The following is a 20,730-nucleotide window of genomic DNA, read 5'->3' as shown; positions in this document are numbered from 1 at the left end:
CCGCCATGAACCCCACCCCCCACGGTCTGCACGACAACCGGAGAGAGCCGCCTCCCATGACCCCCGAAGACCTCCGCGCCACCCTGGACACCCTGACCACCGAGGCGTTCCGCCCGGAACTCTCGGAGATCGACCGGCTGTCCACCCTCGACATCGCGCGCCTGATGAACACGGGCGACGCGACCGTGCCCGCCGCGGTGACCGACCGCCTGCCGGAGATCGCCGCCGCCATCGACGCCGTGAGCCGCCGCATGGCGACCGGCGGCCGCCTCGTCTACGCCGGCGCCGGGACGGCCGGCCGGCTCGGCGTCCTGGACGCCTCCGAGTGCCCGCCCACCTTCAACACCGACCCCGCCCAGGTCATCGGACTGATCGCGGGCGGCCCCCAGGCGATGGTGGCCTCCGTGGAGGGCGCGGAGGACTCGCCGGACCTCGCCCGCGCGGACCTCGACGCCCTCGGCCTGGCCCCCGAGGACGCCCTGATCGGCGTCTCCGCCTCGGGCCGCACCCCGTACGCCGTGGCCGCCGTCGCACACGCGCGGGCGCGGGGCGCCCTGACCGTCGGCCTGTCCTGCAACACCGGCAGCCCGCTCGCCGCGGCCGCCGAGCACGGCATCGAGATCGTCACCGGCCCCGAGCTGATCACCGGCTCGACCCGGCTGAAGGCGGGCACCGCCCAGAAGCTCGTGCTCAACATGATCTCGACGATCACGATGATCCGGCTGGGCAAGACCTACGGAAATCTGATGGTCGACGTCCGCGCCTCCAACGACAAGCTGCGCGCCCGTTCCCGCCGTATCGTCGCGCTGGCGACCGGCGCCCCGGACGAGGAGATCGAGCACGCGCTGACCGCCACCGACGGCGAGGTCAAGGACGCCATCCTGGCGATCCTGTCCGGCGTCGACGGCCCGACGGCCGCCCGCCTTCTGGAGGAGTCCGGCGGCCATCTGCGTGCCGCGCTGGCGGCGGCGACGGGCTGACCGCACGCTCGGGGCATGCACCCCGACCCCCGTGCCACGGCCGCCGCGATCCTCCCGCTCGTCGGCGGCCCCGCCAACATCGTCTCCGTCGCCCACTGCATGACCCGGCTGCGCCTGGACCTGGCCGACCCCGCCCTCGCCGACGAACAGGCCCTGCGCGCGCTCCCGGCGGTCCTCGGCGTCGTCCCCGACGACACGTACCAGGTGGTGCTGGGGCCGGGCGTGGTGAACAGGGTGACGGAGGCGCTGGAGGAACTGCTGCCGAAGGCAGGAGGCGCCGCCTCCGGACCGGCGGAGGAAGGCGCGGCGCCCGGACCGGCGGAGGAAGGCGCGGCGCCCGGACTCGCCGCGCGCGGGGCGGCGTTGAAGGAGGAGCAGCGGCGCAGGAACGCCACCCCGCTGAAGCTGGCCCTGCGCCGGGTGGCGAACATCTTCGTCCCCCTGATCCCGGCCCTGATCGGCTGCGGCATCCTCGCGGGCGTCAACGGCCTGCTGGTCAACGCCGGTCTGCTGCCCGGCCTCACCCCGGCGATCGGCACGATCGCGTCGGCGTTCATGGCGCTGATCGCGGTGTTCGTCGGCCACAACACGGCCAGGGAGTTCGGCGGCACACCGGTCCTGGGCGCGGCCGTCGCGGCGGTGGTCGTCTACCCCGGCGTGGCGAAGGTGACGGTCCTCGGTCTCGCCCTCGTCCCCGGCCAGGGCGGCGTCCTGGGCGCCCTGGCGGCGGCACTGCTCGCGACACGGGTGGAGAAGTGGTGCCACCGCCGTGTGCCCCCGGCCCTCGACGTCCTGCTCACCCCGGCCCTGACGGTGCTGACCGCGGGCCTGGCCACGCTGTACGGCCTCATGTACGCGGCCGGGGAGATCTCGACGGCCATCGGCGGCGCGGCGGACTGGCTGCTGACGAACACCGGCGCGGTGGCGGGCCTGATCATGGGCGGCCTGTTCCTCCCGCTGGTGATGCTGGGCCTCCACCAGGCCCTCATCCCCCTCCACACCACCCTGATCGAGCAGCAGGGCCACACCGTGCTGCTCCCCCTCCTGGCCATGGCGGGCGCCGGCCAGGTCGGCGCCGCGGCCGCGGTGTACGTCCGGCTGCGCCACGACACTTCCCTGCGGACGACGATCAGGTCGGCCCTCCCCGCGGGCCTGCTCGGCGTCGGCGAACCCCTGATCTACGGCGTCTCCCTGCCTCTGGGCCGCCCCTTCCTCACCGCGTGCGCGGGCGGCGCGGCCGGAGGCGCCTTCGTCGGGTTCTTCGCGATGCTCGGCACCACGGTGGGCGCGACCGCGATCGGCCCGTCGGGATGGGCCCTCTTCCCCCTGCTCGCGGGCAACCGCGGCCTGGGAGCGACCGCGGCGATCTACGCGGGCGGCCTGGTCACCGGCTACGCGGTGGGCTTCGCGGCCACGTACGCCTTCGGCCTGGGGCGGTCCGGGCACCGGACCCGCCCCGCGTCCGGCGCCCGGACCTCCTACCCTGGGACACCATGAACCACGCCCAGCTCACCGCCCTCGGCCGGGCGCTTCGTCTGCTCGGGGAGCACGGGGAAGCGCTGACCACCGACACGCCCGATGCGAAGCTGCACGAGGTGAAGGGGGACCTGCGGCGCGCGCTGGAGCTGCTGGAGGAGGGCATCACGACGGCGGCGCCTGCCACGCGCTGCGCCGAGCACCCGAACGGTCCGGTCGACACGGCGGCCCCGGACCTGTGCCTGCTGTGCGAGACACGCCGCAGGGCCGCCCGGCGGGCCGAGATCAACGGGCCCGCCGCGCCGAGGCCGGCGGAGAGCGCGCCCTCCCGCTACGGGGTGCGCGAGGACCGGCCGCAGCCCCAGCAGCGGTGGCTGCCGGAGCTGTGGAACGGCCAGGAGTGGCAGCTGTGCGGCACGCCCCGGCGGGACCGCCGGGAGGCGGAGCTCTACCTGGCCGCCCAGCGGCGCGGCCCGCACGCCGCGATGGCGTACCGGCTGGTCCACGAGTTCACCGACTACGAGGTGCTGAGGGTGTGGGGCACCCCGGTCCGGGTGGACATCGAGCCGCTGGGCAACCTGTAGGGCCGCCGGGCCGTCAGCTCAGGCTCTGCAGCGCCGCCGCGTCGTAGGGCCGCAGGTCGTCGAACCGCCCGGACAGCACCTTCGCCGCCCACTCGGGGTCCTGGAGGATCGCCCGGCCGACGGCGACCAGGTCGAACTCGTCCCGCTCCATCCGCTCCAGCAGGTTGTCGAGGCTGCCCACGGGCGCGCCCTCGCCCACGAAGGCACCCAGGAAGTCACCCTCCAGGCCGACCGAGCCGACGGTGATGGCGGGCTTGCCGGTGAGCTTCTTGGTCCAGCCCGCGAGGTTGAGGTCCGCGCCCTCGAACTCCGGCAGCCAGTAGCGGCGCGTGGAGGCGTGGAAGGCGTCGACGCCGGCCTCGGCCAGCGGGGTGAGGATCGCCTCCAGCTCCTCGGGGGTCTCGGCGAGCCTCGCGTCGTAGGCGTCCTGCTTCCACTGCGAGTAGCGGAAGACGACGGGGAAGTCCGCGGAGACGGCCTCGCGCACGGCCGCCACGATCTCCGCCGCGAACCGGGTACGGGCGACCGCGTCACCGCCGTACGCGTCCTCACGGCGGTTGGTGCCGGCCCACAGGAACTGGTCGAGCAGGTAGCCGTGGGCGCCGTGCAGTTCGATGCCGTCGAAGCCGATGCGCTCGGCCGCCACGGCCGCCTCGACGAAGGCGGCGAGGACGTCGTCCAGGTCGGTCCGGGTCATCGCCCGGCCCGTGCCCTCGGTGCCGTCGAGGCGGATGCCGGACGGGCCGACGGCGGGGGCGTCCGCGAACGGCGGCCGGCCGGGCTTGCGCACCATGCCGATGTGCCACAGCTGCGGCATGATCTTCCCGCCCTCGGCGTGCACGGCCTCGACGACCTTCGCCCAGCCCGCGAGCTGCTCCTCGCCGTGGAAGCGGGGCACACGGTTGCTCTCGCCGGCGGAGTCGTGGCCGACGTAGGTGCCCTCGGTGACGATGAGGCCGACGCCCGCGGCGGCCCGCCGGGAGTAGTAGCCGGCCACGTCCTCGCCGGGGACGCCGCCCGGGGAGAACTGGCGGGTCATGGGCGCCATCACGATCCGGTTGGGGAGGGTGAGGCCGTTGATCGCGGTGGGGCGGGACAGGACCTGGGCCGCGCGGGAGGCGGCGGGCTCGGCGACGGTCACGTGGGGGCTCCTCAGGACGGGGGGCGCGTATCGACCAGCTGGTATGTGCACGCGCATTGTTGCACTCTCTTAAGTAACTGCATATACGGGTCCGCGTATTCCGCTTCAGCCGGGCCGTGGATGTGACCCCGGACACGCCCGAGGGCGGCACCCCCTGCCACAGACAGGGAGTGCCGCCCTCGTACGAAAGGACTGGTGCCGATCCTCGGGAGGATCAGAAGTCCATGTCACCGCCCGGCATGCCGCCGCCGGCCGGCGCGGCGGCCTTCTCCGGCTTGTCGGCGATGACGGCCTCGGTGGTGAGGAACAGCGCGGCGATCGACGCGGCGTTCTGCAGCGCGGAACGCGTCACCTTGGCCGGGTCGATGATGCCCTCGGCGACCAGGTCGACGTACTCGCCGGTCGCGGCGTTGAGGCCGTGGCCCGGGGTGAGGTTGCGGACCTTCTCCACCACGACGCCGCCCTCGAGGCCGGCGTTCACGGCGATCTGCTTCAGCGGGGCCTCCAGGGCCAGCTTCACAGCAGCGGCACCGGTGGCCTCGTCGCCCTCGAGCTCCAGCTTCTCGAAGACCTGGGAAGCCTGGAGCAGGGCCACGCCGCCACCGGCGACGATGCCCTCCTCGACGGCCGCCTTCGCGTTGCGGACGGCGTCCTCGATGCGGTGCTTGCGCTCCTTGAGCTCCACCTCGGTGGCGGCACCGGCCTTGATGACGGCCACGCCGCCCGCGAGCTTGGCCAGGCGCTCCTGGAGCTTCTCGCGGTCGTAGTCGGAGTCGCTGTTCTCGATCTCGGCGCGGATCTGGTTCACGCGGCCGCCCACCTGCTCCGAGGAGCCGGCGCCGTCGACGATGGTGGTCTCGTCCTTGGTGATGACGACCTTGCGGGCGCGGCCCAGGAGGTCCAGGGTCGCGTTCTCCAGCTTGAGGCCGACCTCCTCGGAGATGACCTCGCCGCCCGTGAGGATGGCGATGTCGCCGAGCATGGCCTTGCGGCGGTCGCCGAAGCCCGGGGCCTTGACGGCCACGGAGCGGAAGGTGCCGCGGATCTTGTTGACGACCAGGGTCGACAGGGCCTCGCCCTCGACGTCCTCGGCGATGATCAGCAGCGGCTTGCCCGACTGCATGACCTTCTCCAGCAGCGGGAGCAGGTCCTTGACGGAGCCGATCTTGGAGTTGGCGATGAGGATGTAGGGGTCCTCGAGCGACGCCTCCATGCGCTCCATGTCGGTCGCGAAGTAGGCGGAGATGTAGCCCTTGTCGAAGCGCATGCCCTCGGTGAGCTCAAGCTCCAGACCGAAGGTCTGCGACTCCTCGACGGTGATGACGCCTTCCTTGCCGACCTTGTCCATCGCCTCGGCGATGAGCTCGCCGATCTGCGTGTCGGCGGCGGAGATGGAGGCGGTGGAGGCGATCTGCTCCTTGGTCTCGACCTCCTTGGCCTGGTCGAGCAGCGCACCGGAGACGGCCTCGACGGCCTTCTCGATACCGCGCTTCAGGGCCATCGGGTTGGCACCGGCGGCCACGTTGCGCAGGCCCTCGCGGACCAGCGCCTGGGCGAGGACGGTGGCGGTGGTCGTACCGTCGCCGGCGACGTCGTCCGTCTTCTTGGCGACTTCCTTGACCAGCTCGGCGCCGATCTTCTCGTACGGGTCCTCGAGCTCGATCTCCTTGGCGATGGAGACACCATCGTTGGTGATCGTGGGGGCGCCCCACTTCTTCTCGAGGACGACGTTGCGACCCTTGGGGCCGAGCGTCACCTTGACGGCGTCCGCGAGCTGGTTCATGCCGCGCTCGAGGCCGCGCCGCGCCTCCTCGTCGAACGCGATGATCTTGGCCATGTGAAGTGGTCCCTCCAGGACTGGGGGTGATTCCTTCGGACCGCGCCCGCGCCCGCGACGGACGGCTCGCGGGCCTCGTGGTTCCTTGCCCCACCCGGCCTGCGGGCCTCACCGACCCGGTCCTTCGTTGTCACTCTCACCTTCAGAGTGCTAACGCCAATGATTAGCACTCGCCCCCATCGAGTGCAAGCGGCTCTCGGGGATCGGGCGGGGCGCTCAGCCGGACGCGAACAGGTCCCGGACACGACGAAGGGCCCGCACCCCGGGAGGTGCGGGCCCTTCGAAGAAGAACGTCGCTGCAGTAAGTCGACGCGTGCCTCAGCTGGTCGCCAGACGGACCATGTCCGCCTGCGGCCCCTTCTGGCCCTGCGAGATCTCGAAATCGACCCGCTGGCCCTCTTCAAGGGTGCGGTACCCGTCCATCTGAATCGCGCTGTAGTGGACGAACACGTCCGCACCACCGTCGACCGCGATGAAGCCGTACCCCTTCTCCGCGTTGAACCACTTGACGGTGCCCTGAGCCATGCCTAACTCCCCTATTACTGGCCCTTGCACAGATCCACACTTCGCGGACCCGGGTCAGACCTCACCCCCCATTGGCCGGGGGCGTGCGCCGGAACGCGTCGACCGCGGCTGAATGTATCTGTCCAACTGCCGTCTGCAACAGGTCAATCGGACGAGAATTCAGGACGCGACCGGTCGGGAATCTGCCGAGAATTCACCCGAACCCCGGGCAAGTCGGGCCCGGCAAAGAGGGGCGAAAGGCTCAAATCCGCCACACACTTTGGCGACTTCCTATCGGTTCTCCACGCACTCCCTGGCGAAACTCATATGCGCCCGGCATGCGGAAGACGGCGGCTTCCCCAACCTTACCGCGCTCAACCATGCAGAATTGCCCCCTCCGCTTCTCTCGCAGAGGGGGCAATTCGATGAACTCTCGGTAACCGCCCTTACCGAAGGTAATGGGCGAGGGGGATCAGCCGCCCGCGACGGCCGGAATGATGGACACGCCGACGCCGTCCGGAGTCGCCGTCTGAAGCCCCTGCTCGAAGCGCACGTCGTCGTCGTTGACGTAGACGTTCACGAACCGGCGCAGCTTGCCCTGGTCGTCCAGGACCCGGGCGGCGATGCCCGTGTGGTTCTTCTCCAGGTCGGCGATGACCTCGGCGAGGGTCGTGCCCTCGGCGGGGACCTCGGCCTGACCGCCGGTGTAGGTGCGCAGGATGGTGGGGATGCGGACGGTCACGCTCATGCGAGGCCAGCCTCTCGGAAGGAGTCCAGGTTGGGGCGGATCGTCGCGGTCAGACCGGTGCCGGCCACCGCGTCGAGGGTCTTGAGGCCGTCACCGGTGTTGAGGACGACGGTGGTCAGCGAGGGGTCGAGGGCGCCGCTCTCGATCAGCTTGCGCGTCACACCGACGGTCACACCGCCGGCCGTCTCGGCGAAGATGCCCTCGGTCCGGGCGAGCAGCTTGATCGCGTCCACGATCTGCTCGTCCGTCACGTCCTCCACGGCACCGCCGGTGCGGCGCGCGATGTCGAGGACGTACGGCCCGTCGGCGGGGTTGCCGATGGCCAGCGACTTGGCGATGGTGTCCGGCTTCTGCGGCCGCACCACGTCGTGCCCGGCCTTGAAGGCCGTCGACACCGGCGAACAGCCCTCGGCCTGCGCACCGAAGATCTTGTACGGCCGGTCCTCGACGAGCCCGAGCCGGATCAGCTCCTGGAGGCCCTTGTCGATCTTGGTGAGCTGGGAGCCCGACGCGATCGGCACCACGATCTGGTCCGGCAGCCGCCAGCCCAGCTGCTCGCAGATCTCGTACGCGAGGGTCTTGGAGCCCTCCGCGTAGTAGGGCCGCAGGTTGACGTTGACGAAGCCCCAGCCCTCGCCGGCCGGGTCGCCGATGAGCTCGGAGCAGAAGCGGTTGACGTCGTCGTAGTTGCCCTCGATGCCGACGAGCTCGCCGCCGTAGACCGCGGCCATGACGACCTTGCCCTGCTCCAGGTCGTGCGGGATGAACACGCAGGAGCGGAGACCGGCACGCGCGGCCGCGGCACCGACGGCACCGGCGAGGTTGCCGGTGGAGGAGCAGGACAGTGTGGTGAAGCCGAAGGCGCGGGCGGCCTCCAGGGCCTGCGCCACGACCCGGTCCTTGAAGGAGTGGGTGGGGTTGCCGGAGTCGTCCTTGACGAAGAGGCCGCCGGTGACACCCAGCTCGCGCGCCAGGTTGTCGGCCTTGACGAGCTTGGTCCAGCCGGGGTTCAGGTTGGGCTTCTCGGCCACGTCCGCCGGGACGGGAAGCAGGGGGGCGTAACGCCAGATGTTCGCCGGTCCGGCCTCGATCCGCTTCCGCAGTTCCTCGGTGTCGTACGCGGAGAAGTCGTAGGAGATCTCCAGCGGCCCGAAACACTCCTCGCAGGCGAAGACGGGTCCGAGGGGGACCCGGTGTCCGCACTCGCGACAGCTCAGGGCCGCTGCGGGACCGAGGTCGACGACGGGATCGGTGCTGCTTGCAACAGTCTGCGAAGCCATGTGAGGCGAGGCCCTTTCTCCTCATCTTCCTCACGACGCATCTCGTCGTGAGACGGATTTGGCACCTTCCCTAGCCGGGAGCCTCGCTGCACGAATGTCAGGAGAACCGACTGGAGGGTTGCCGGGGCTTCATCGGGCCGTTTCCCTCTGCCCCTCTGGATGAGCTGTATGTGGTTGTCCGCGCCGACGGCCCCCGACATGCGATGGTCATCAGCGTTGTTCAAGACTGTAACCGAAGGCCAGGACAGTTGAGATAGCCGTCCGAACCGCGAGATGGATCACAGAGTTTCCCGAGACCCCCGCTCGCCGAGAGAACGCAGAGGAGCCGCAGGCTGTGCTGGAAGAAGTCGAGCGCTGGCTGACCACCCGCTCCTGGTCCGTGACCGACCGCCCGCTCCACAAGATCCTCGCCGCGAAGCGGGCGTCCGGGCTGACGGTCTCCGTCGTGCTCCCCGCGCTCAACGAGGAGGAGACGGTCGGCGACATCGTCGCGATCGTCCGCCACGACCTGATGCAGCAGGTCCCCCTGGTCGACGAGATAGTCGTGGTCGACTCGGGTTCCACCGACCGCACCTCGCAGGTCGCCGCGGCGGCCGGCGCCAAGGTCGTCCACCGCGACACGATCCTGCCCCGCATCCCGGCCGTCCCGGGCAAGGGCGAGGTGCTCTGGCGCTCGCTCCTCGTCACCGGCGGGGACATCGTCTGCTTCATCGACGCCGACCTGAAGGAGTTCTCCTCCGACTTCGTCTCCGGCATCGTCGGCCCGCTCCTCACCGACCCCGGGGTGGATCTGGTCAAGGGGATGTACGACCGTCCCCTGGCCGGCGCCGCGGGCCAGGGGGGCCGGGTCACGGAGCTGATGGCCCGCCCGCTGCTGAACATGCACTGGCCCCAGCTCGCGGGCTTCGTGCAGCCGCTCGGCGGCGAGTACGCGGCCCGCCGCAGTCTTCTCGAACAGCTGCCCTTCCCCGTCGGCTACGGCGTGGAACTGGGCATGCTGGTCGACTCCCTCCATCTGGTGGGCCTGGACGCCCTCGCCCAGGTCGACGTCGGGGTGCGCAAGCACCGCCACCAGGACGGCCAGGCCCTCGGCCGCATGGCCGCCGCGATCTACCGCACGGCCCAGCTCCGGCTGGCCCGCGGGCACCTCGTCCGCCCGGCCCTCACCCAGTTCGAGCGCGGCGAGGACGGCTTCGAGGCCCGCACCTACTCCGTGGACACCGAGGAACGTCCGCCGATGGCGGAGATCGCCGAGTACGCGGCCCGCAGGGTCGCGTAGTGCCCGACGACGGCCGTATACAGATGAACCGCACGTTTGAGCGTTTCCGGGCCGGGCTAGGTTGAGGCGTATGGCTCCCACGCACGGTGCACAGGTGCTGGTCGCGTCCAACCGCGGCCCGGTCTCGTACGAACTGCGCGAGGACGGCTCGCTGCACGCCCGGCGGGGCGGCGGCGGGCTGGTCTCCGGGCTGTCGGCGATCGGGCCGGAGGCGGGCGCGGTATGGGTCTGCGCGGCGCTGGGCGACGCCGACCGCGAGGCGGTGCGCCGCTCCCACGGCGGCAGGCGGCTGTCCGCCGACGCCACCGGCGGGCAGCAGGTGCGCATGCTGGACATCGACGCGACGGTCTTCTCCGACGCCTACAACGGCATCGCCAACTCGGTCCTGTGGTTCGTCCACCACATGCTCTACCAGACCCCTCTCGAACCCGTCTTCGACGCCGGCTTCCGCGCGCAGTGGGCGTCGTACGAGGCGTACAACCGGGCCTTCGCCGAGGCGCTCGCCGAGGAGGCCGCCGAGGGCGCGGCGGTGGTCGTCCAGGACTACCACCTCTGCCTGGTCCCGGGGATGCTCCGCGAGCTGCGCCCCGACCTGCGCATCGGACACTTCTCCCACACGCCCTGGGCCCCTCCGGAGTACTTCCGGATGCTCCCCGACGACATCTCCGCCCAGCTGCTGCGCGGCATGCTCGGCGCGGACCGTCTCGGCTTCCTCACCCGCCGCTGGGCGGACGCGTTCACGGCGTGCTGCGACGCGTTCGCCGGCGGCCTCGGCGGGACCCGGGTGGGTGTCCACGGCCTGGGCGCGGACGCGGACTTCCTGCGCGAGCGCGCGCACCGGGAGGACGTGGCCGAGCGGATGACGGCCCTGCGGGACGAGATCGGCGGTGCGGACCGCAGGACGATCGTCCGGGTCGACCGCACCGAGCTGTCCAAGAACATCGTCCGCGGCCTCCTCGCCTACCGGCACCTGCTCGACGCGCACCCGGAGTGGCGCGAGCGGGTGGTCCACGTGGCCTTCGCCTACCCCTCCCGGCAGGATCTCGCCGTCTACCGCGACTACACGGCGGAGGTGCGGCGCGTCGCCGAGGAGATCAACGCCGACTTCGGCACGCCCGGCTGGACCCCGGTCCTCCTGCACGTCGAGGACGACTTCGCGCGCTCGCTGGCCGCGTACCGGCTGGCGGACGTCGCCCTGGTCAACCCCGTCCGGGACGGAATGAACCTGGTCGCCAAGGAGGTCCCCGTCGTCTCCGACCGGGGCTGCGCGCTGGTGCTCTCGCGCGAGGCCGGCGCGTACGAGGAGCTGGGCGAGGACGCGCTGGGCGTGAACCCGTACGACGTCGTCGGTACGGCCCGGGCCCTGCACGAGGCCCTGTCGATGCCCCCGGAGGAACGGGCCGGCCGGACCAAGCGCCTGGCCGAGGCCGCGACGGCCCTCCCCCCGAGCCGGTGGTTCCTGGACCAGCTGAACGCCCTGGACACCTGACGCCCCCGGGCGCGAAGGCAACCGCCCGACGCCGCCCCGCGCCCACCCCCCAGGGGCGCGGGGAACTGCGCGACCGGCCGACCATGCCCCGCACCCACCCCCCAGGAACGCAGGCACCGCGCAACCAGCCGACCACGCCCCGCACCCACCCCCCAGGAACGCAGGCACCGCGCAACCAGCCGACCACGACCCGCACCCACCCCCCAGGAACGCAGACACCGCGCAACCAGCCGACACCGCCCCGAACCCACCCCCCAGGAACGCAGACACCGCGCAACCAGCCGACACCGCCCCGAACCCACCCCCCAGGGGCGCGGGGAACTGCGCGACCGACCGACCACGACCCGCACCCGTCCGCGGCGCCCAGGCACCGCACACGGCCGCACGGCGGACGCCGGTCGGTCCGCGGTCAGCCCAGCCGCGCCGCGAGGGCGCTCAGCAGCCGGACCACACCCTCCGCCCCGTCCACGACGACATCCGCCCGCTCCCGCAGCTCGACGACCTCGTCGCTGCCGCTGCACACCAGCAGCCCCGGCACACCGTCGGAGCGGAGCTTGTCGACGGCGGCGTAGGCGGGCAGGTCGCCGAGGTCGTCACCGGCGTACACGACGCACTCGGCGCCCACGGCCCGGACGTGCTCCAGAAGGGCCACGCCCTTGTCCGTGCCGGGCGGCCGCAGCTCCAGGACCATGCGTCCCGGCTCCACGATCAGCCCGTTGCGGGCGGCCAGCTCCCCGAGCGGCTCCCGCAGCGCCTCGAACGCGGCCCGGGGGTCCTCCGCCCGCCGGGTGTGGACGGCGACGGCCCGCCCCTTCTCCTCGATCCAGGTCCCCTGCCGGGCTCCGGCCGCCTCCAGCACCCCGGGCAGTTCCGCCCGCACGGCGGCGACCCCGGGATGCGGCTCGGGCGCGGTGACCTCACCGTCGGCCGCGTCCCAGCGCTCGGCCCCGTAGTGCCCGAGCACGGTGAGGTGCTCCAGTCCGGGCACCCCGGCGAACCCCCCGTGGTGCACGGCGACCCCGGCCGGCCGGCCGGTGACGACGGCGACCGACGCCACGCGGGGCGCGAGCCGGGACAGCGCGGGCACCGCGCCGGGGTGGGCGCGCGCCTGGTCGGGGTCCGGCACGATCGGCGCGAGGGTGCCGTCGAAGTCGAGGGCGATCACCGCCCTGCCCGGCCGGGCGAGGAGCGCGTCGAGCCCCTCGCGTCCGGCCGGGGTGACGGGCGTCGGCAACAGGTCGGTAGGACGTTCCTGCGAAGCGTGCTCATGGCTGCCCATACAGGCGACCCTATCCAGGCGGCCCCGGGCGCACGCACGGCTCACCGGCGCGGGACGCGGCTCGCACGGCCGCGCGGAGACCGGGTCAGCGTTCGGAGCGCCGGGTCTCCCGCACCCGCCGCAGCCGGTTGACGGTCACGGGGTCGTGCGCGAGGGCCCGCGGATCGTCCAGCAGGGCGTTCAGGAGCTGGTAGTAGCGCACCGGCGCCAGCCCCAGCTCCTCGCGTATCGCCCGTTCCTTCGCGCCGGGGCCGGTGAAGCCCCGGCGTTCCAGCGCGAGGATGCCCTGCTCCCGCTGCCCGAGGTCCTGCGTGTCCATGCCCGCACAGTAGCCCCGGCCACCGACAACGCGAGCACGTCAGCCGGCGGCCGCCTCGGCCTCGGCCTCCGCCTGGGTCGCCTTCGCCTGGAGTCCGCCCAGCACGGCCGACGGGCTCCCTCCGGAGGCGACCGCCTTCCCGACGCTCTTCTTGACGTCGGCACTGACCGACGCCCAGGACGTCTTGCCCACGGGGTAGAACTCGGCGAGCCCGAGCTGGTCGAGGAACGGCCTGAGGTCCTGGTCCCCGTCCGCGGCGGCCATGGCCTCGGAGGCGGAGTTGGTCACCGGCAGCAGGTCGTACTCGCGGGAGAAGTCGAGGACGTTCCTCTCGCTGTAGACGAAGTCGAGGAACTCGCCGGCCTCCTTCCGGTGGCCGTTCTTCTTGAACGCCATCATCCAGTCGGCGACGCCCATGGCCGACCTGTTCTCCCCGTCCACCCCGGGCATCGGCACCATGCCGAACTTCACGCCCTTCCTCGCGGCCATCTTCATCAGCGAGGGGTGCCCGTTGAGCATGCCGACCTTGCCGGAGGCGAACGCGGCGAAGGCGTCGGCCCGGTTCAGCTTCGCCGGCGCGACGGGCCCGGTCAGGCCCTTGCCGACCAGCTCGTCGCGCAGCCAGGTGAAGGTCTCGACGTTCTCGGTGGAGTCGATGCTGAAGGTGCCCAGCGTGTCGGTGTAGCCGCCGCCCCCGCTGAGCAGCCACTGCATGGTCTCGGCCTGGGCCTCCTCGGACCCGAGGGGCAGCGCGTACGGGTAGGTCACGCCCTCGGCCTCGAGAGCCTCGGCGTCGGAGGCCAGCTCCGCCCAGGTGGTGGGCGGCGTGAGCCCGGCTCCCTCGAACAGGGCCTTGTTGTAGAAGAGCAGCCGGGTGGAGGCGGCGAAGGGCATGCCGTACTGGCGTCCGCGGACCTGGCCGGCGTCGGCGAGCTGACCGGCGAAGTCGGCCTGGGTGGTGATGGAGAGCAGGTCGTCGGCGGTGTACAGAAGGTCGTCGGCGGCGTAGTCGGCGTACGCCCCGATCTGCGCGAGGTCGGGGGCCTGTCCGGCGTCGACCATCTCCTTGACCTTGCGGTCGACGTCGTTCCACGAGTGGATCTCGACGTCGATCTTCACGCCGGGGTGGTCGTCCTCGTAGGCGGCGGCGAGCTTGTCCCAGTACTTCCGGGAGCTGTTGGCCGCGCTGTCGCCGTAGTCGGCGGCGACCAGCTTGAGGGTGACGCCGCCGGAGTCCTCGCCGACCCCGCAGCCTCCGAGCCCGGCCGTCATGCCCAGCGCGGAGACCACCGCGACCCATCCCGTCGTACGCCGCTGCACCGAGCACCCCTGTTCATGTCGTGGCCGGGCACTCTTCACCCGTGTCCGCTATCCGAATTATGGTCTACACCATGCAAGTGGACTAGACCTCTTGCGGGTCCTCGGGCCACACTGTCCCCGTGAGACATGTCATCGCCCTCGATGTGGGCGGCACCGGGATGAAGGCCGCCCTGGCAGGGGCGAACGGCGAGCTGCTGCACCAGGCGCGCCGGGCCACCGGGCGCGAGCGCGGTCCGCAGGCGGTCGTGGACGGCATCCTCGCCTTCGCCGCCGATCTGCGGGCGTACGGCGAGAAGTACTTCGGCGAGCCGGCGAGCGCCGCCGGCGTGGCCGTGCCGGGCATCGTCGACGAGGCGCAGGGCGTCGCCGCGTACTCCGCGAACCTCGGCTGGCGTGACGTCCCCCTGCGCGATCTGCTCGCACAGCGCCTCGGCGGCATCCCGGTGGCGCTCGGCCACGACGTGCGCACCGGCGGCCTCGCCGAGGGCCGCATCGGCGCGGGCCGGGGCGCCGACCGCTTCCTGTTCGTGCCGCTGGGCACCGGGATCGCGGGCGCGATCGGCATCGACGGCCGCGTGGAGGCGGGCGCGCACGGCTTCGCGGGCGAGATCGGCCATGTCGTCGTACGGCCGTCGGGCGTCCTCTGCCCGTGCGGCCAGCGCGGCTGCCTGGAGCGGTACGCGTCCGCGTCCGCCGTGAGCGAGGCGTGGGCCGCCGCGTGCGGGGACCCGCAGGCGGACGCCGCCGACTGCGCGCGGTCCGTCGTGTCCGGTGATCCGAACGCCGTACGGATCTGGCAGGACGCGGTCGACGCGCTCGCGGACGGCCTGGTCACCGCGCTCACCCTGCTGGACCCCCGCACCCTGATCATCGGTGGCGGGCTCGCCGAGGCGGGGGAAACCTTGTTCTCACCCCTGCGGGACGCCGTCCGGCAGCGCGTCACCTTCCAGAAGCTGCCCTCCGTCGTGCCCGCGGCCCTGGGCGACACGGCGGGCTGCCTGGGCGCGGGCCTTCTGGCCTGGGATCTCCTCAACCGAACGGACCGTACGGAGGTAACGACCTGATGGCAGCCGACCCAGGGACGCGGGACAGCGCCGGCGAGCGGCCTCGCCGCGGAGCGCGGGGAACCCACGAGGACCCGCGGCCCGCGACGGACGGGACTCCCCTGGTCCTCACCGGAGCCAACGTGGTCCTCCCCTCCGGCACGGCCGAGAACGGCCGGCTGGTGATCGACGGTGCCCGGATCGCCGCCGGGGCGCCCGAGAACGCCCGCTCCCTCGACGTGAGCGGCCACTGGCTGGTCCCCGGCTTCGTCGACATCCACAACCACGGCGGCGGCGGGGCCTCCTTCTCCACCGGCACGGCGGACGACGTGCTGACGGCCGTGCGGACCCACCGCCGCCACGGCACCACCACCCTGGTCGCCTCCACCGTCACCGACGAGATGGACCTGCTGGTCCGCCAGGCGGGCCTGCTGAGCGAGCTGGCCGAGCAGGGCGACATCGCGGGCGTCCACTTCGAGGGCCCGTTCATCTCCCCCTGCCGCAAGGGCGCCCACTCCGAGAAGCTGCTGCGCGACCCCGACCCGGCGGACGTGCGCAAGCTGATCGACGCGGCGCGCGGGCACGCGAGGATGGTCACGCTCGCCACCGAACTGCCCGGCGGCACCGACTCCGTACGGCTGCTCGCCGAGCACGGCGTGATCGCGGCGATCGGCCACACGGACGCCACGTACGAGCAGACGGTCGAGGCGATCGACGCGGGCGCGACGGTCGCCACGCACCTGTTCAACGCGATGCCCGCGCTCGGACACCGCGCTCCCGGCCCGATCGCCGCGCTGCTGGAGGACGAGCGGGTCACGGTCGAGCTGATCAACGACGGCACCCATCTGCACCCGGCCGCCCTGGAGCTGGCGTTCCATCACAAGGGCGCCGGACGGGTCGCCTTCATCACCGACGCGATGGACGCGGCCGGGAGCGGCGACGGCCGCTACATGCTCGGCCCGCTGGAGGTCGAGGTACGGGACGGGGTGGCCCGGCTGGTGGAGGGCGGCTCGATCGCCGGCTCCACCCTCACCCTGGACCGCGCGTTCAAGCGCGCGGTGACCGTCGACCGGCTGCCGGTCGGGGACGCCGTCGCCGCGCTGTCCGCCAACCCGGCCCGGCTGCTGGGCCTCGACGGCTCCGTCGGCTCGCTGGAGCCCGGCAAGTACGCCGACCTCGTCCTGCTGGACTCCGGCTTCGACGTCCAGGGCGTCATGCGGCGGGGGGAATGGGTGGTCGGTCCCCGACTGGCCTGATTGCGTCGTGGTCCGCCGGACGGTGGCCGGTCCCGGGTCTGGGCCGGTCGCCGTCTGTTTGGCATGATCAGGACGCCATCAGTCGGCCGGACAGTCGGTCGGCGAGCATTCTCGGGGGAGGCCGGACCAGTTGATCCTCACGGTCACGCCGAACACCGCTCTCGACCTCACCTATCGCGTGCGGTCCCTGCGGCCGCACACCTCCCACCGTGTCTCCGAGGTCGTCGAACGGCCCGGCGGCAAGGGGGTCAACGTGGCCCGGGTGCTCGCCGCCCTCGGCCACCCGGTGACGGTCACCGGCTTCGCGGGCGGCCGCACCGGACGGGCGATCCAGGAGCGGCTCACCGCCGTACCGGGCGTGGTCGACGCGCTCGTCCCGTGCGCCGGCGCCTCCCGCCGCACGGTCGCCGTGGTCGACGGGACGACCGGCGACACCACCCAGCTCAACGAGCCCGGCCCGGTCGTCTCCCCGGCGGAGTGGTCCGCCTTCCAGGAGGCGTACGAGGGGCTGCTCGGGTCGGCGTCCGCGGTGGCGCTGTGCGGCAGTCTGCCGCCGGGCGTGCCGGTGGGGGCGTACGCGGGACTCGTACGGTCCGCGCGGGCGGCGGGCGTGCCGGTGCTGCTGGACACCGCCGGGGAGCCGCTGCGGCGCGGGGTGGCGGCCCGGCCGGACATCGTGAAGCCGAACGCGGAGGAGCTGGCCGAGCTGACCGGCTCGCACGAGCCGCTGCGGGCCACCCAGGACGCCCGCAGACGCGGTGCCCGCGCGGTGGTCGCCTCGCTCGGCGCGCAGGGGCTGCTGGCGGTGACGCCCGAGGGCCGCTGGCGCGCGGCCCCGCCGGCCCGGGTGCACGGCAACCCGACCGGCGCCGGCGACTCGGCGGTGGCGGGCCTGCTGTCGGGCCTGGTGGAGAACCTCCCCTGGCCGGACCGTCTGGCCCGCGCGGCGGCCCTGTCCGCGGCGACCGTGCGGGCCCCCGCGGCGGGCGAGTTCGACTTCGTGGCCTACGAGGAACTGCGCCCCCGGATCACGGTGACCGCAGAGGCCACCGCGGCCTGAGCAGTTCGCGACGGCAGACGGCGAGCATGCCGCTTCTTGTCGCGATCGGGCCTTGGGGGAACCGTGAAGAGGCGATGAGCCGCAGCCGACGTCGTCGGTGCGGCCCCGGCTTCCCTGCCGGCGGCCTCGGGGCCGGCCCCGGGCAGGCGTCGCCTCGGGCTCGACGGCCTCTGCGGGCCGGGTCCGGCTACTTCCAGCCCGGCACGATCTTCATCTGGTCCAGGTTCACATCACACTGGTTCCCGGTCTCACAGGAGAGTTTGATGGTGTTGGTCCCCTTGTTCAGCTGAATGTTCGCCCACGTCTCGGTCCAGCCCTTCTCGTAGTCGCCCTCCGGCCCCTTCGCGAAGTTCGCCATGTTGAGCGGACGGTCCTGCGCGGAACCGTTCACCGAGAGGGTGGTGCTGGCGTCCTTGCCCGGGACACCGTATTCGACATAGAGGGTGTACTTGCCGGTGTCAGGGATGCCGTCGAACGTCCAGGTCACGGACGCGCCGGGCTGATTCAGCCCGGCCACGTAGACGCCGCCGTCGGATTTGGCACCGGGGACGTCCGCGGCGGTGACGACACCGGGCGACAGCCGCAGCGCCTTGGCGTCGGTCTCCAGCGGCTCCATCTTGCCGTCGCCGCTGGGGGTGGCCGTCGGGCTCGGCTCGTCGCTCTGGGTGGCGGTCGGCGTGGGGTCGACGCCGGCCTGGTCGTCGGTCTTGCCGCCCTTGTCGTCGTCGCCGCCGATCATGGCCACGCCGATGCCGATGACGACCGCGGCGACCACCGCGATCGCGCCGATCAGCAGCCCCTTGGTGTTGGGGCCGCGGCCGCGGCCGCCGCCCGCGTTGCCGTACGACTGCTGCGGGGCGGTGGGAGCGCCTCCGGGCAGGGTCTCGGGCGCCGCGTAGTGCGCGCTGGGCCGGTTGTGGGCGCCCTGCTGCTGGCCGTAGGCGGCCTGCTGCGGTACCTGCTGGCCGTAGCCGGCGCCCTGCTGCTGGCCGTACTGGCGTTCACCGACCGTCCGCACCCTGCTGACGGAGTTCGGGTAGCCGTAACCGCCGGAGGGCGGCTGGGCGCCGTTGGCCTGACCGTCGGCGTAGAGATAGCCGAACGGGTCGTCGTCCTCGGGCGTGCTCGCGCCGCTGTCGCCGGGCGTCATCCCTAGGTACTCCTCAACAAGTGCGGAACAGATGCGGTATGGGTGTCAGAGAGGCGAGCCTACCCGTTCTTGCTGCCCCAAACGGGTGACTCGGACCGCATCAACCTTCTGACCTGGGGATCATCCCGCACGTCGATGCTGTTTGGGACGAGATCGTTTCTCGACGTACATACGTTCGTCGGCGGACTTGAGCACTTCGTCGGCCGTCATCCCGCAATGTGCCCAGCCGATACCGAAGCTGGCGCCCACCCGTACGGCCCGGCCCTCGGCGCGGATCGGCTGGATGATCTCGTTGCGCAGACGTACGGCGAGGTCCTGGGCGTCGGCCCGGCCGAGGCCGTCGGCGAGGATCACGAACTCGTCGCCGCCGAGCCGGGCCACGGTGTCGCCGTCGCGCACGCCGCGCGACAGCCGCCGGGCGACCTCGATGAGGACGGCGTCGCCCGCGTTGTGCCCGAACCGGTCGTTGATCGACTTGAATCCGTCGAGGTCGCAGAAGAGCACCGCGAGCCCCTTGGTGCCGTCGTCGTGCTCGCTCTCGGGGGCGACGGTGTGCACATGGTGGTCGTAGCCGTCGTACGCGTCGGCGCCGGGCCGGAAGTCGAAGCCGTGGCCGCCGTCGTAGGCCGGGTGCCCGTAGGCGGCGTCGACGGACTCCAGTTCGCCCGGGTAGGCGGACTGCGGGCGCTGGCAGAGCCGGGCGGACAGGCGGGCCCGCAGTTCGGCGGAGTTCGGCAGACCGGTGAGGGAGTCGTGCGAGGCGCGGTGGGCGAGGTGCAGCTCGCGGCGCTTGCGGTCCTCTATGTCCTCGACGTGGGTGAGGAGGAAACGGGGTCCGTCGGCGGCGTCGGCCACGACGCTGTTGCGCAGGGACACCCAGACGTACGTCCCGTCGCGGCGGCCCAGCCTCAGCTCGGCCCGGCCGCCCTCGGCGGAGGTCCGCAGCAGGGTGCCTATGTCCTCGGGGTGGACCAGGTCGGAGAAGGAGTAGCGGCGCATCGCGGCGGCGGGGCGGCCCAGCAGACGGCACAGGGCGTCGTTGGTGCGCAGGATCCTGCCGTGCTGGTCGCCGCCCATCTCGGCGATGGCCATGCCGGAGGGGGCGTACTCGAACGCCTGGCGGAAGGACTCCTCGCTGGCGCGCAGCGCCTGCTGGTCGCGCTCCAGGCGGACCAGGGCGCGCTGCATGTTGGCACGTAGACGCGCGTTGCTGATGGCGATGGCGGCCTGGAACGCGTACATCTGGAGGGCCTCGCGGCCCCAGGCGCCGGGCCGGCGGCCGTTGCGCGGCCGGTCCACCGACAGCACGCCCAGCAGTTCGCCGTGCGGGCCGCCCTGGCCGCCGGGCGCGTACATGGGGGCGAAGAGCCGGTCGGCGGGGTGCCACTCGTCCTCGAAGCGGGGGGCGGGGCCCTCGGTGAACCACTGCGGGACGTCGTCGTCGTCGAGGACCCAGCCCTCGGTGTGGGGTATGAAGATCAGGTCGCCCCATGCCTCACCCATGTTGAGACGGCGCTCCCAGGACGCGCGGGAGCCGACGCGTCCGGTGATCAGGGCCTCGGCGGCGGGATTGCCGGAGAACGCGGCGACGACCAGGTCGCCGTCCTGGCGGACGAGGTTGACGCAGGCCAGTTCGTAGCCGAGGGCGCTGACGACTCCGTCGGCCACGGTCTGGAGGGTGTCCGCCAGGCTGCGCGCGGTGTTCATGTCGGCCATGACCTGGTGCAGCTGCCGAAGGGACGCCAGACGGACGTAGGGCTCCGACTCGGTCTCCATGCTCGCCCTCCCCCCGAGACCTCGCAGCGAATCAAGGGTTGTCTTCGGCGCCATTTCTGGGTGGTGCCCTGTGCATCTTCCCCGCCACTGAATCACAGCGCGCTCCCCACTCGGTACACAGGGTCAACAATTAGTGCCCCTTGTGACTCAAGTCACAGGCGAACGTGAACAATTGAGTGAGGTTTCTGCGTTTTCCCTGTGTGTTTACT

Annotated in this window: 18 protein-coding genes and 1 riboswitch; of the genes, 8 read left to right on the top strand and 10 right to left on the bottom strand. The window is 72.2% G+C overall.

Annotated features, from left to right (window positions below):
• Positions 1 to 56 precede the first annotated feature (56 nt).
• Genes murQ through ACIQGV_RS25655 form a run of 3 tightly spaced genes read left to right on the top strand, consistent with a single transcriptional unit; the run spans position 57 to position 3,040 of the window.
• The gene (gene murQ, locus ACIQGV_RS25665) at positions 57 to 980 is read left to right on the top strand and encodes an N-acetylmuramic acid 6-phosphate etherase (RefSeq protein ID WP_402497913.1); all 924 of its coding nucleotides are present in this window, start codon (positions 57 to 59) and stop codon (positions 978 to 980) included.
• Positions 981 to 995: 15 nt separating this feature from the next.
• Positions 996 to 2,477 (top strand): PTS transporter subunit EIIC, encoded by a 1,482-nt coding sequence (locus ACIQGV_RS25660; RefSeq protein WP_402497911.1) that lies wholly within the window; start codon positions 996 to 998, stop codon positions 2,475 to 2,477.
• A complete protein-coding gene (locus ACIQGV_RS25655) occupies positions 2,474 to 3,040 on the top strand; it encodes a hypothetical protein (protein WP_402497908.1) in 567 nt (188 codons plus the stop codon). The genes ACIQGV_RS25660 and ACIQGV_RS25655 overlap by 4 nt, the downstream gene beginning before the upstream one ends.
• 13 nt (positions 3,041 to 3,053) lie before the next feature.
• Here the strand turns inward: ACIQGV_RS25655 and ACIQGV_RS25650 are convergent, their stop codons facing one another.
• The 5 genes from ACIQGV_RS25650 to thrC form a co-directional block, all read right to left on the bottom strand.
• On the bottom strand, positions 3,054 to 4,181 hold the full coding sequence (locus tag ACIQGV_RS25650) for an NADH:flavin oxidoreductase (RefSeq protein ID WP_402497906.1): 1,128 nt from the start codon (positions 4,179 to 4,181) through the stop codon (positions 3,054 to 3,056).
• A 214-nt stretch (positions 4,182 to 4,395) separates the two neighbouring features.
• Positions 4,396 to 6,018: a chaperonin GroEL gene (gene groL / locus ACIQGV_RS25645; RefSeq protein WP_402497904.1), complete on the bottom strand. Its 1,623-nt coding sequence runs from the start codon at positions 6,016 to 6,018 to the stop codon at positions 4,396 to 4,398.
• A gap of 318 nt (positions 6,019 to 6,336) precedes the next feature.
• Complete coding sequence (locus ACIQGV_RS25640) at positions 6,337 to 6,543, bottom strand: cold-shock protein (RefSeq protein ID WP_019057200.1); 207 nt, start codon at positions 6,541 to 6,543, stop codon at positions 6,337 to 6,339.
• Positions 6,544 to 6,994: 451 nt separating this feature from the next.
• Positions 6,995 to 7,270 (bottom strand): MoaD/ThiS family protein, encoded by a 276-nt coding sequence (locus ACIQGV_RS25635; RefSeq protein ID WP_402497902.1) that lies wholly within the window; start codon positions 7,268 to 7,270, stop codon positions 6,995 to 6,997.
• Entirely contained in the window at positions 7,267 to 8,550 is a 1,284-nt protein-coding gene (gene thrC, locus ACIQGV_RS25630; protein WP_402497900.1) for a threonine synthase, read from the bottom strand. The genes ACIQGV_RS25635 and thrC overlap by 4 nt, the downstream gene beginning before the upstream one ends.
• Positions 8,551 to 8,568: 18 nt before the next feature.
• Positions 8,569 to 8,716, bottom strand: a riboswitch (SAM riboswitch).
• 168 nt (positions 8,717 to 8,884) lie between these two features.
• Here thrC and ACIQGV_RS25625 point away from each other — a divergent pair.
• A complete protein-coding gene (locus ACIQGV_RS25625; protein ID WP_402497898.1) occupies positions 8,885 to 9,829 on the top strand; it encodes a glucosyl-3-phosphoglycerate synthase in 945 nt (314 codons plus the stop codon).
• A 70-nt stretch (positions 9,830 to 9,899) separates the two neighbouring features.
• Positions 9,900 to 11,318, top strand: coding sequence for a trehalose-6-phosphate synthase (locus ACIQGV_RS25620; protein ID WP_402497895.1), 1,419 nt, complete (start codon positions 9,900 to 9,902; stop codon positions 11,316 to 11,318).
• A gap of 409 nt (positions 11,319 to 11,727) precedes the next feature.
• On the opposite strand, the gene otsB is transcribed toward ACIQGV_RS25620, so the two are convergent.
• The 3 genes from otsB to ACIQGV_RS25605 all read right to left on the bottom strand — a co-directional run bounded on the left by otsB (position 11,728) and on the right by ACIQGV_RS25605 (position 14,236).
• Positions 11,728 to 12,597, bottom strand: coding sequence for a trehalose-phosphatase (gene otsB / locus ACIQGV_RS25615; protein WP_402497893.1), 870 nt, complete (start codon positions 12,595 to 12,597; stop codon positions 11,728 to 11,730).
• 85 nt (positions 12,598 to 12,682) lie between these two features.
• Positions 12,683 to 12,916 carry a DUF3263 domain-containing protein gene (locus tag ACIQGV_RS25610; RefSeq protein WP_402497891.1) on the bottom strand — a complete coding sequence of 78 codons (234 nt, stop codon included), beginning with the start codon at positions 12,914 to 12,916 and terminating at the stop codon, positions 12,683 to 12,685.
• A 39-nt stretch (positions 12,917 to 12,955) separates the two neighbouring features.
• Positions 12,956 to 14,236, bottom strand: a complete 1,281-nt coding sequence (locus ACIQGV_RS25605; protein WP_402497889.1) for an ABC transporter substrate-binding protein — start codon at positions 14,234 to 14,236, stop codon at positions 12,956 to 12,958.
• Positions 14,237 to 14,355: 119 nt separating this feature from the next.
• Between ACIQGV_RS25605 and ACIQGV_RS25600 the strand changes: the two genes are divergently transcribed.
• From ACIQGV_RS25600 to ACIQGV_RS25590, 3 genes are all read left to right on the top strand, one after another.
• Positions 14,356 to 15,300 (top strand): ROK family protein, encoded by a 945-nt coding sequence (locus ACIQGV_RS25600; protein ID WP_402497886.1) that lies wholly within the window; start codon positions 14,356 to 14,358, stop codon positions 15,298 to 15,300.
• On the top strand, positions 15,300 to 16,535 hold the full coding sequence (gene nagA, locus ACIQGV_RS25595) for an N-acetylglucosamine-6-phosphate deacetylase (RefSeq protein WP_402497884.1): 1,236 nt from the start codon (positions 15,300 to 15,302) through the stop codon (positions 16,533 to 16,535). Before ACIQGV_RS25600 ends, nagA begins: the two co-directional genes overlap by 1 nt.
• A gap of 130 nt (positions 16,536 to 16,665) precedes the next feature.
• Complete coding sequence (locus ACIQGV_RS25590; RefSeq protein ID WP_402497882.1) at positions 16,666 to 17,595, top strand: 1-phosphofructokinase family hexose kinase; 930 nt, start codon at positions 16,666 to 16,668, stop codon at positions 17,593 to 17,595.
• Between the two features lie 187 nt (positions 17,596 to 17,782).
• Here the strand turns inward: ACIQGV_RS25590 and ACIQGV_RS25585 are convergent, their stop codons facing one another.
• Positions 17,783 to 18,745: a carbohydrate-binding protein gene (locus ACIQGV_RS25585; RefSeq protein WP_402497879.1), complete on the bottom strand. Its 963-nt coding sequence runs from the start codon at positions 18,743 to 18,745 to the stop codon at positions 17,783 to 17,785.
• A gap of 120 nt (positions 18,746 to 18,865) precedes the next feature.
• Entirely contained in the window at positions 18,866 to 20,521 is a 1,656-nt protein-coding gene (cdgB, locus tag ACIQGV_RS25580) for a diguanylate cyclase CdgB (protein WP_402497877.1), read from the bottom strand.
• Positions 20,522 to 20,730 lie beyond the last annotated feature (209 nt).

The organism is Streptomyces sp. NPDC093094, assembly GCF_044754345.1.
GTDB lineage: Bacteria > Actinomycetota > Actinomycetes > Streptomycetales > Streptomycetaceae > Streptomyces.
The sequence above is the reverse complement of the archived record's forward strand: the minus strand, read 5'-3'. Positions and strand labels throughout refer to the sequence as shown.

Coding starts and splice junctions, on each gene's coding strand:
- murQ (WP_402497913.1), top strand. CDS start 57: ATGACCCCCGAAGACCTCCGCGCCACCCTGGACACCCTGACCACCGAG.
- ACIQGV_RS25660 (WP_402497911.1), top strand. CDS start 996: ATGCACCCCGACCCCCGTGCCACGGCCGCCGCGATCCTCCCGCTCGTC.
- ACIQGV_RS25655 (WP_402497908.1), top strand. CDS start 2,474: ATGAACCACGCCCAGCTCACCGCCCTCGGCCGGGCGCTTCGTCTGCTC.
- groL (WP_402497904.1), bottom strand. CDS start 6,018: ATGGCCAAGATCATCGCGTTCGACGAGGAGGCGCGGCGCGGCCTCGAG.
- ACIQGV_RS25640 (WP_019057200.1), bottom strand. CDS start 6,543: ATGGCTCAGGGCACCGTCAAGTGGTTCAACGCGGAGAAGGGGTACGGC.
- ACIQGV_RS25635 (WP_402497902.1), bottom strand. CDS start 7,270: ATGAGCGTGACCGTCCGCATCCCCACCATCCTGCGCACCTACACCGGC.
- thrC (WP_402497900.1), bottom strand. CDS start 8,550: ATGGCTTCGCAGACTGTTGCAAGCAGCACCGATCCCGTCGTCGACCTC.
- ACIQGV_RS25620 (WP_402497895.1), top strand. CDS start 9,900: ATGGCTCCCACGCACGGTGCACAGGTGCTGGTCGCGTCCAACCGCGGC.
- otsB (WP_402497893.1), bottom strand. CDS start 12,597: ATGGGCAGCCATGAGCACGCTTCGCAGGAACGTCCTACCGACCTGTTG.
- ACIQGV_RS25610 (WP_402497891.1), bottom strand. CDS start 12,916: ATGGACACGCAGGACCTCGGGCAGCGGGAGCAGGGCATCCTCGCGCTG.
- nagA (WP_402497884.1), top strand. CDS start 15,300: ATGGCAGCCGACCCAGGGACGCGGGACAGCGCCGGCGAGCGGCCTCGC.
- ACIQGV_RS25585 (WP_402497879.1), bottom strand. CDS start 18,745: ATGACGCCCGGCGACAGCGGCGCGAGCACGCCCGAGGACGACGACCCG.
- cdgB (WP_402497877.1), bottom strand. CDS start 20,521: ATGGAGACCGAGTCGGAGCCCTACGTCCGTCTGGCGTCCCTTCGGCAG.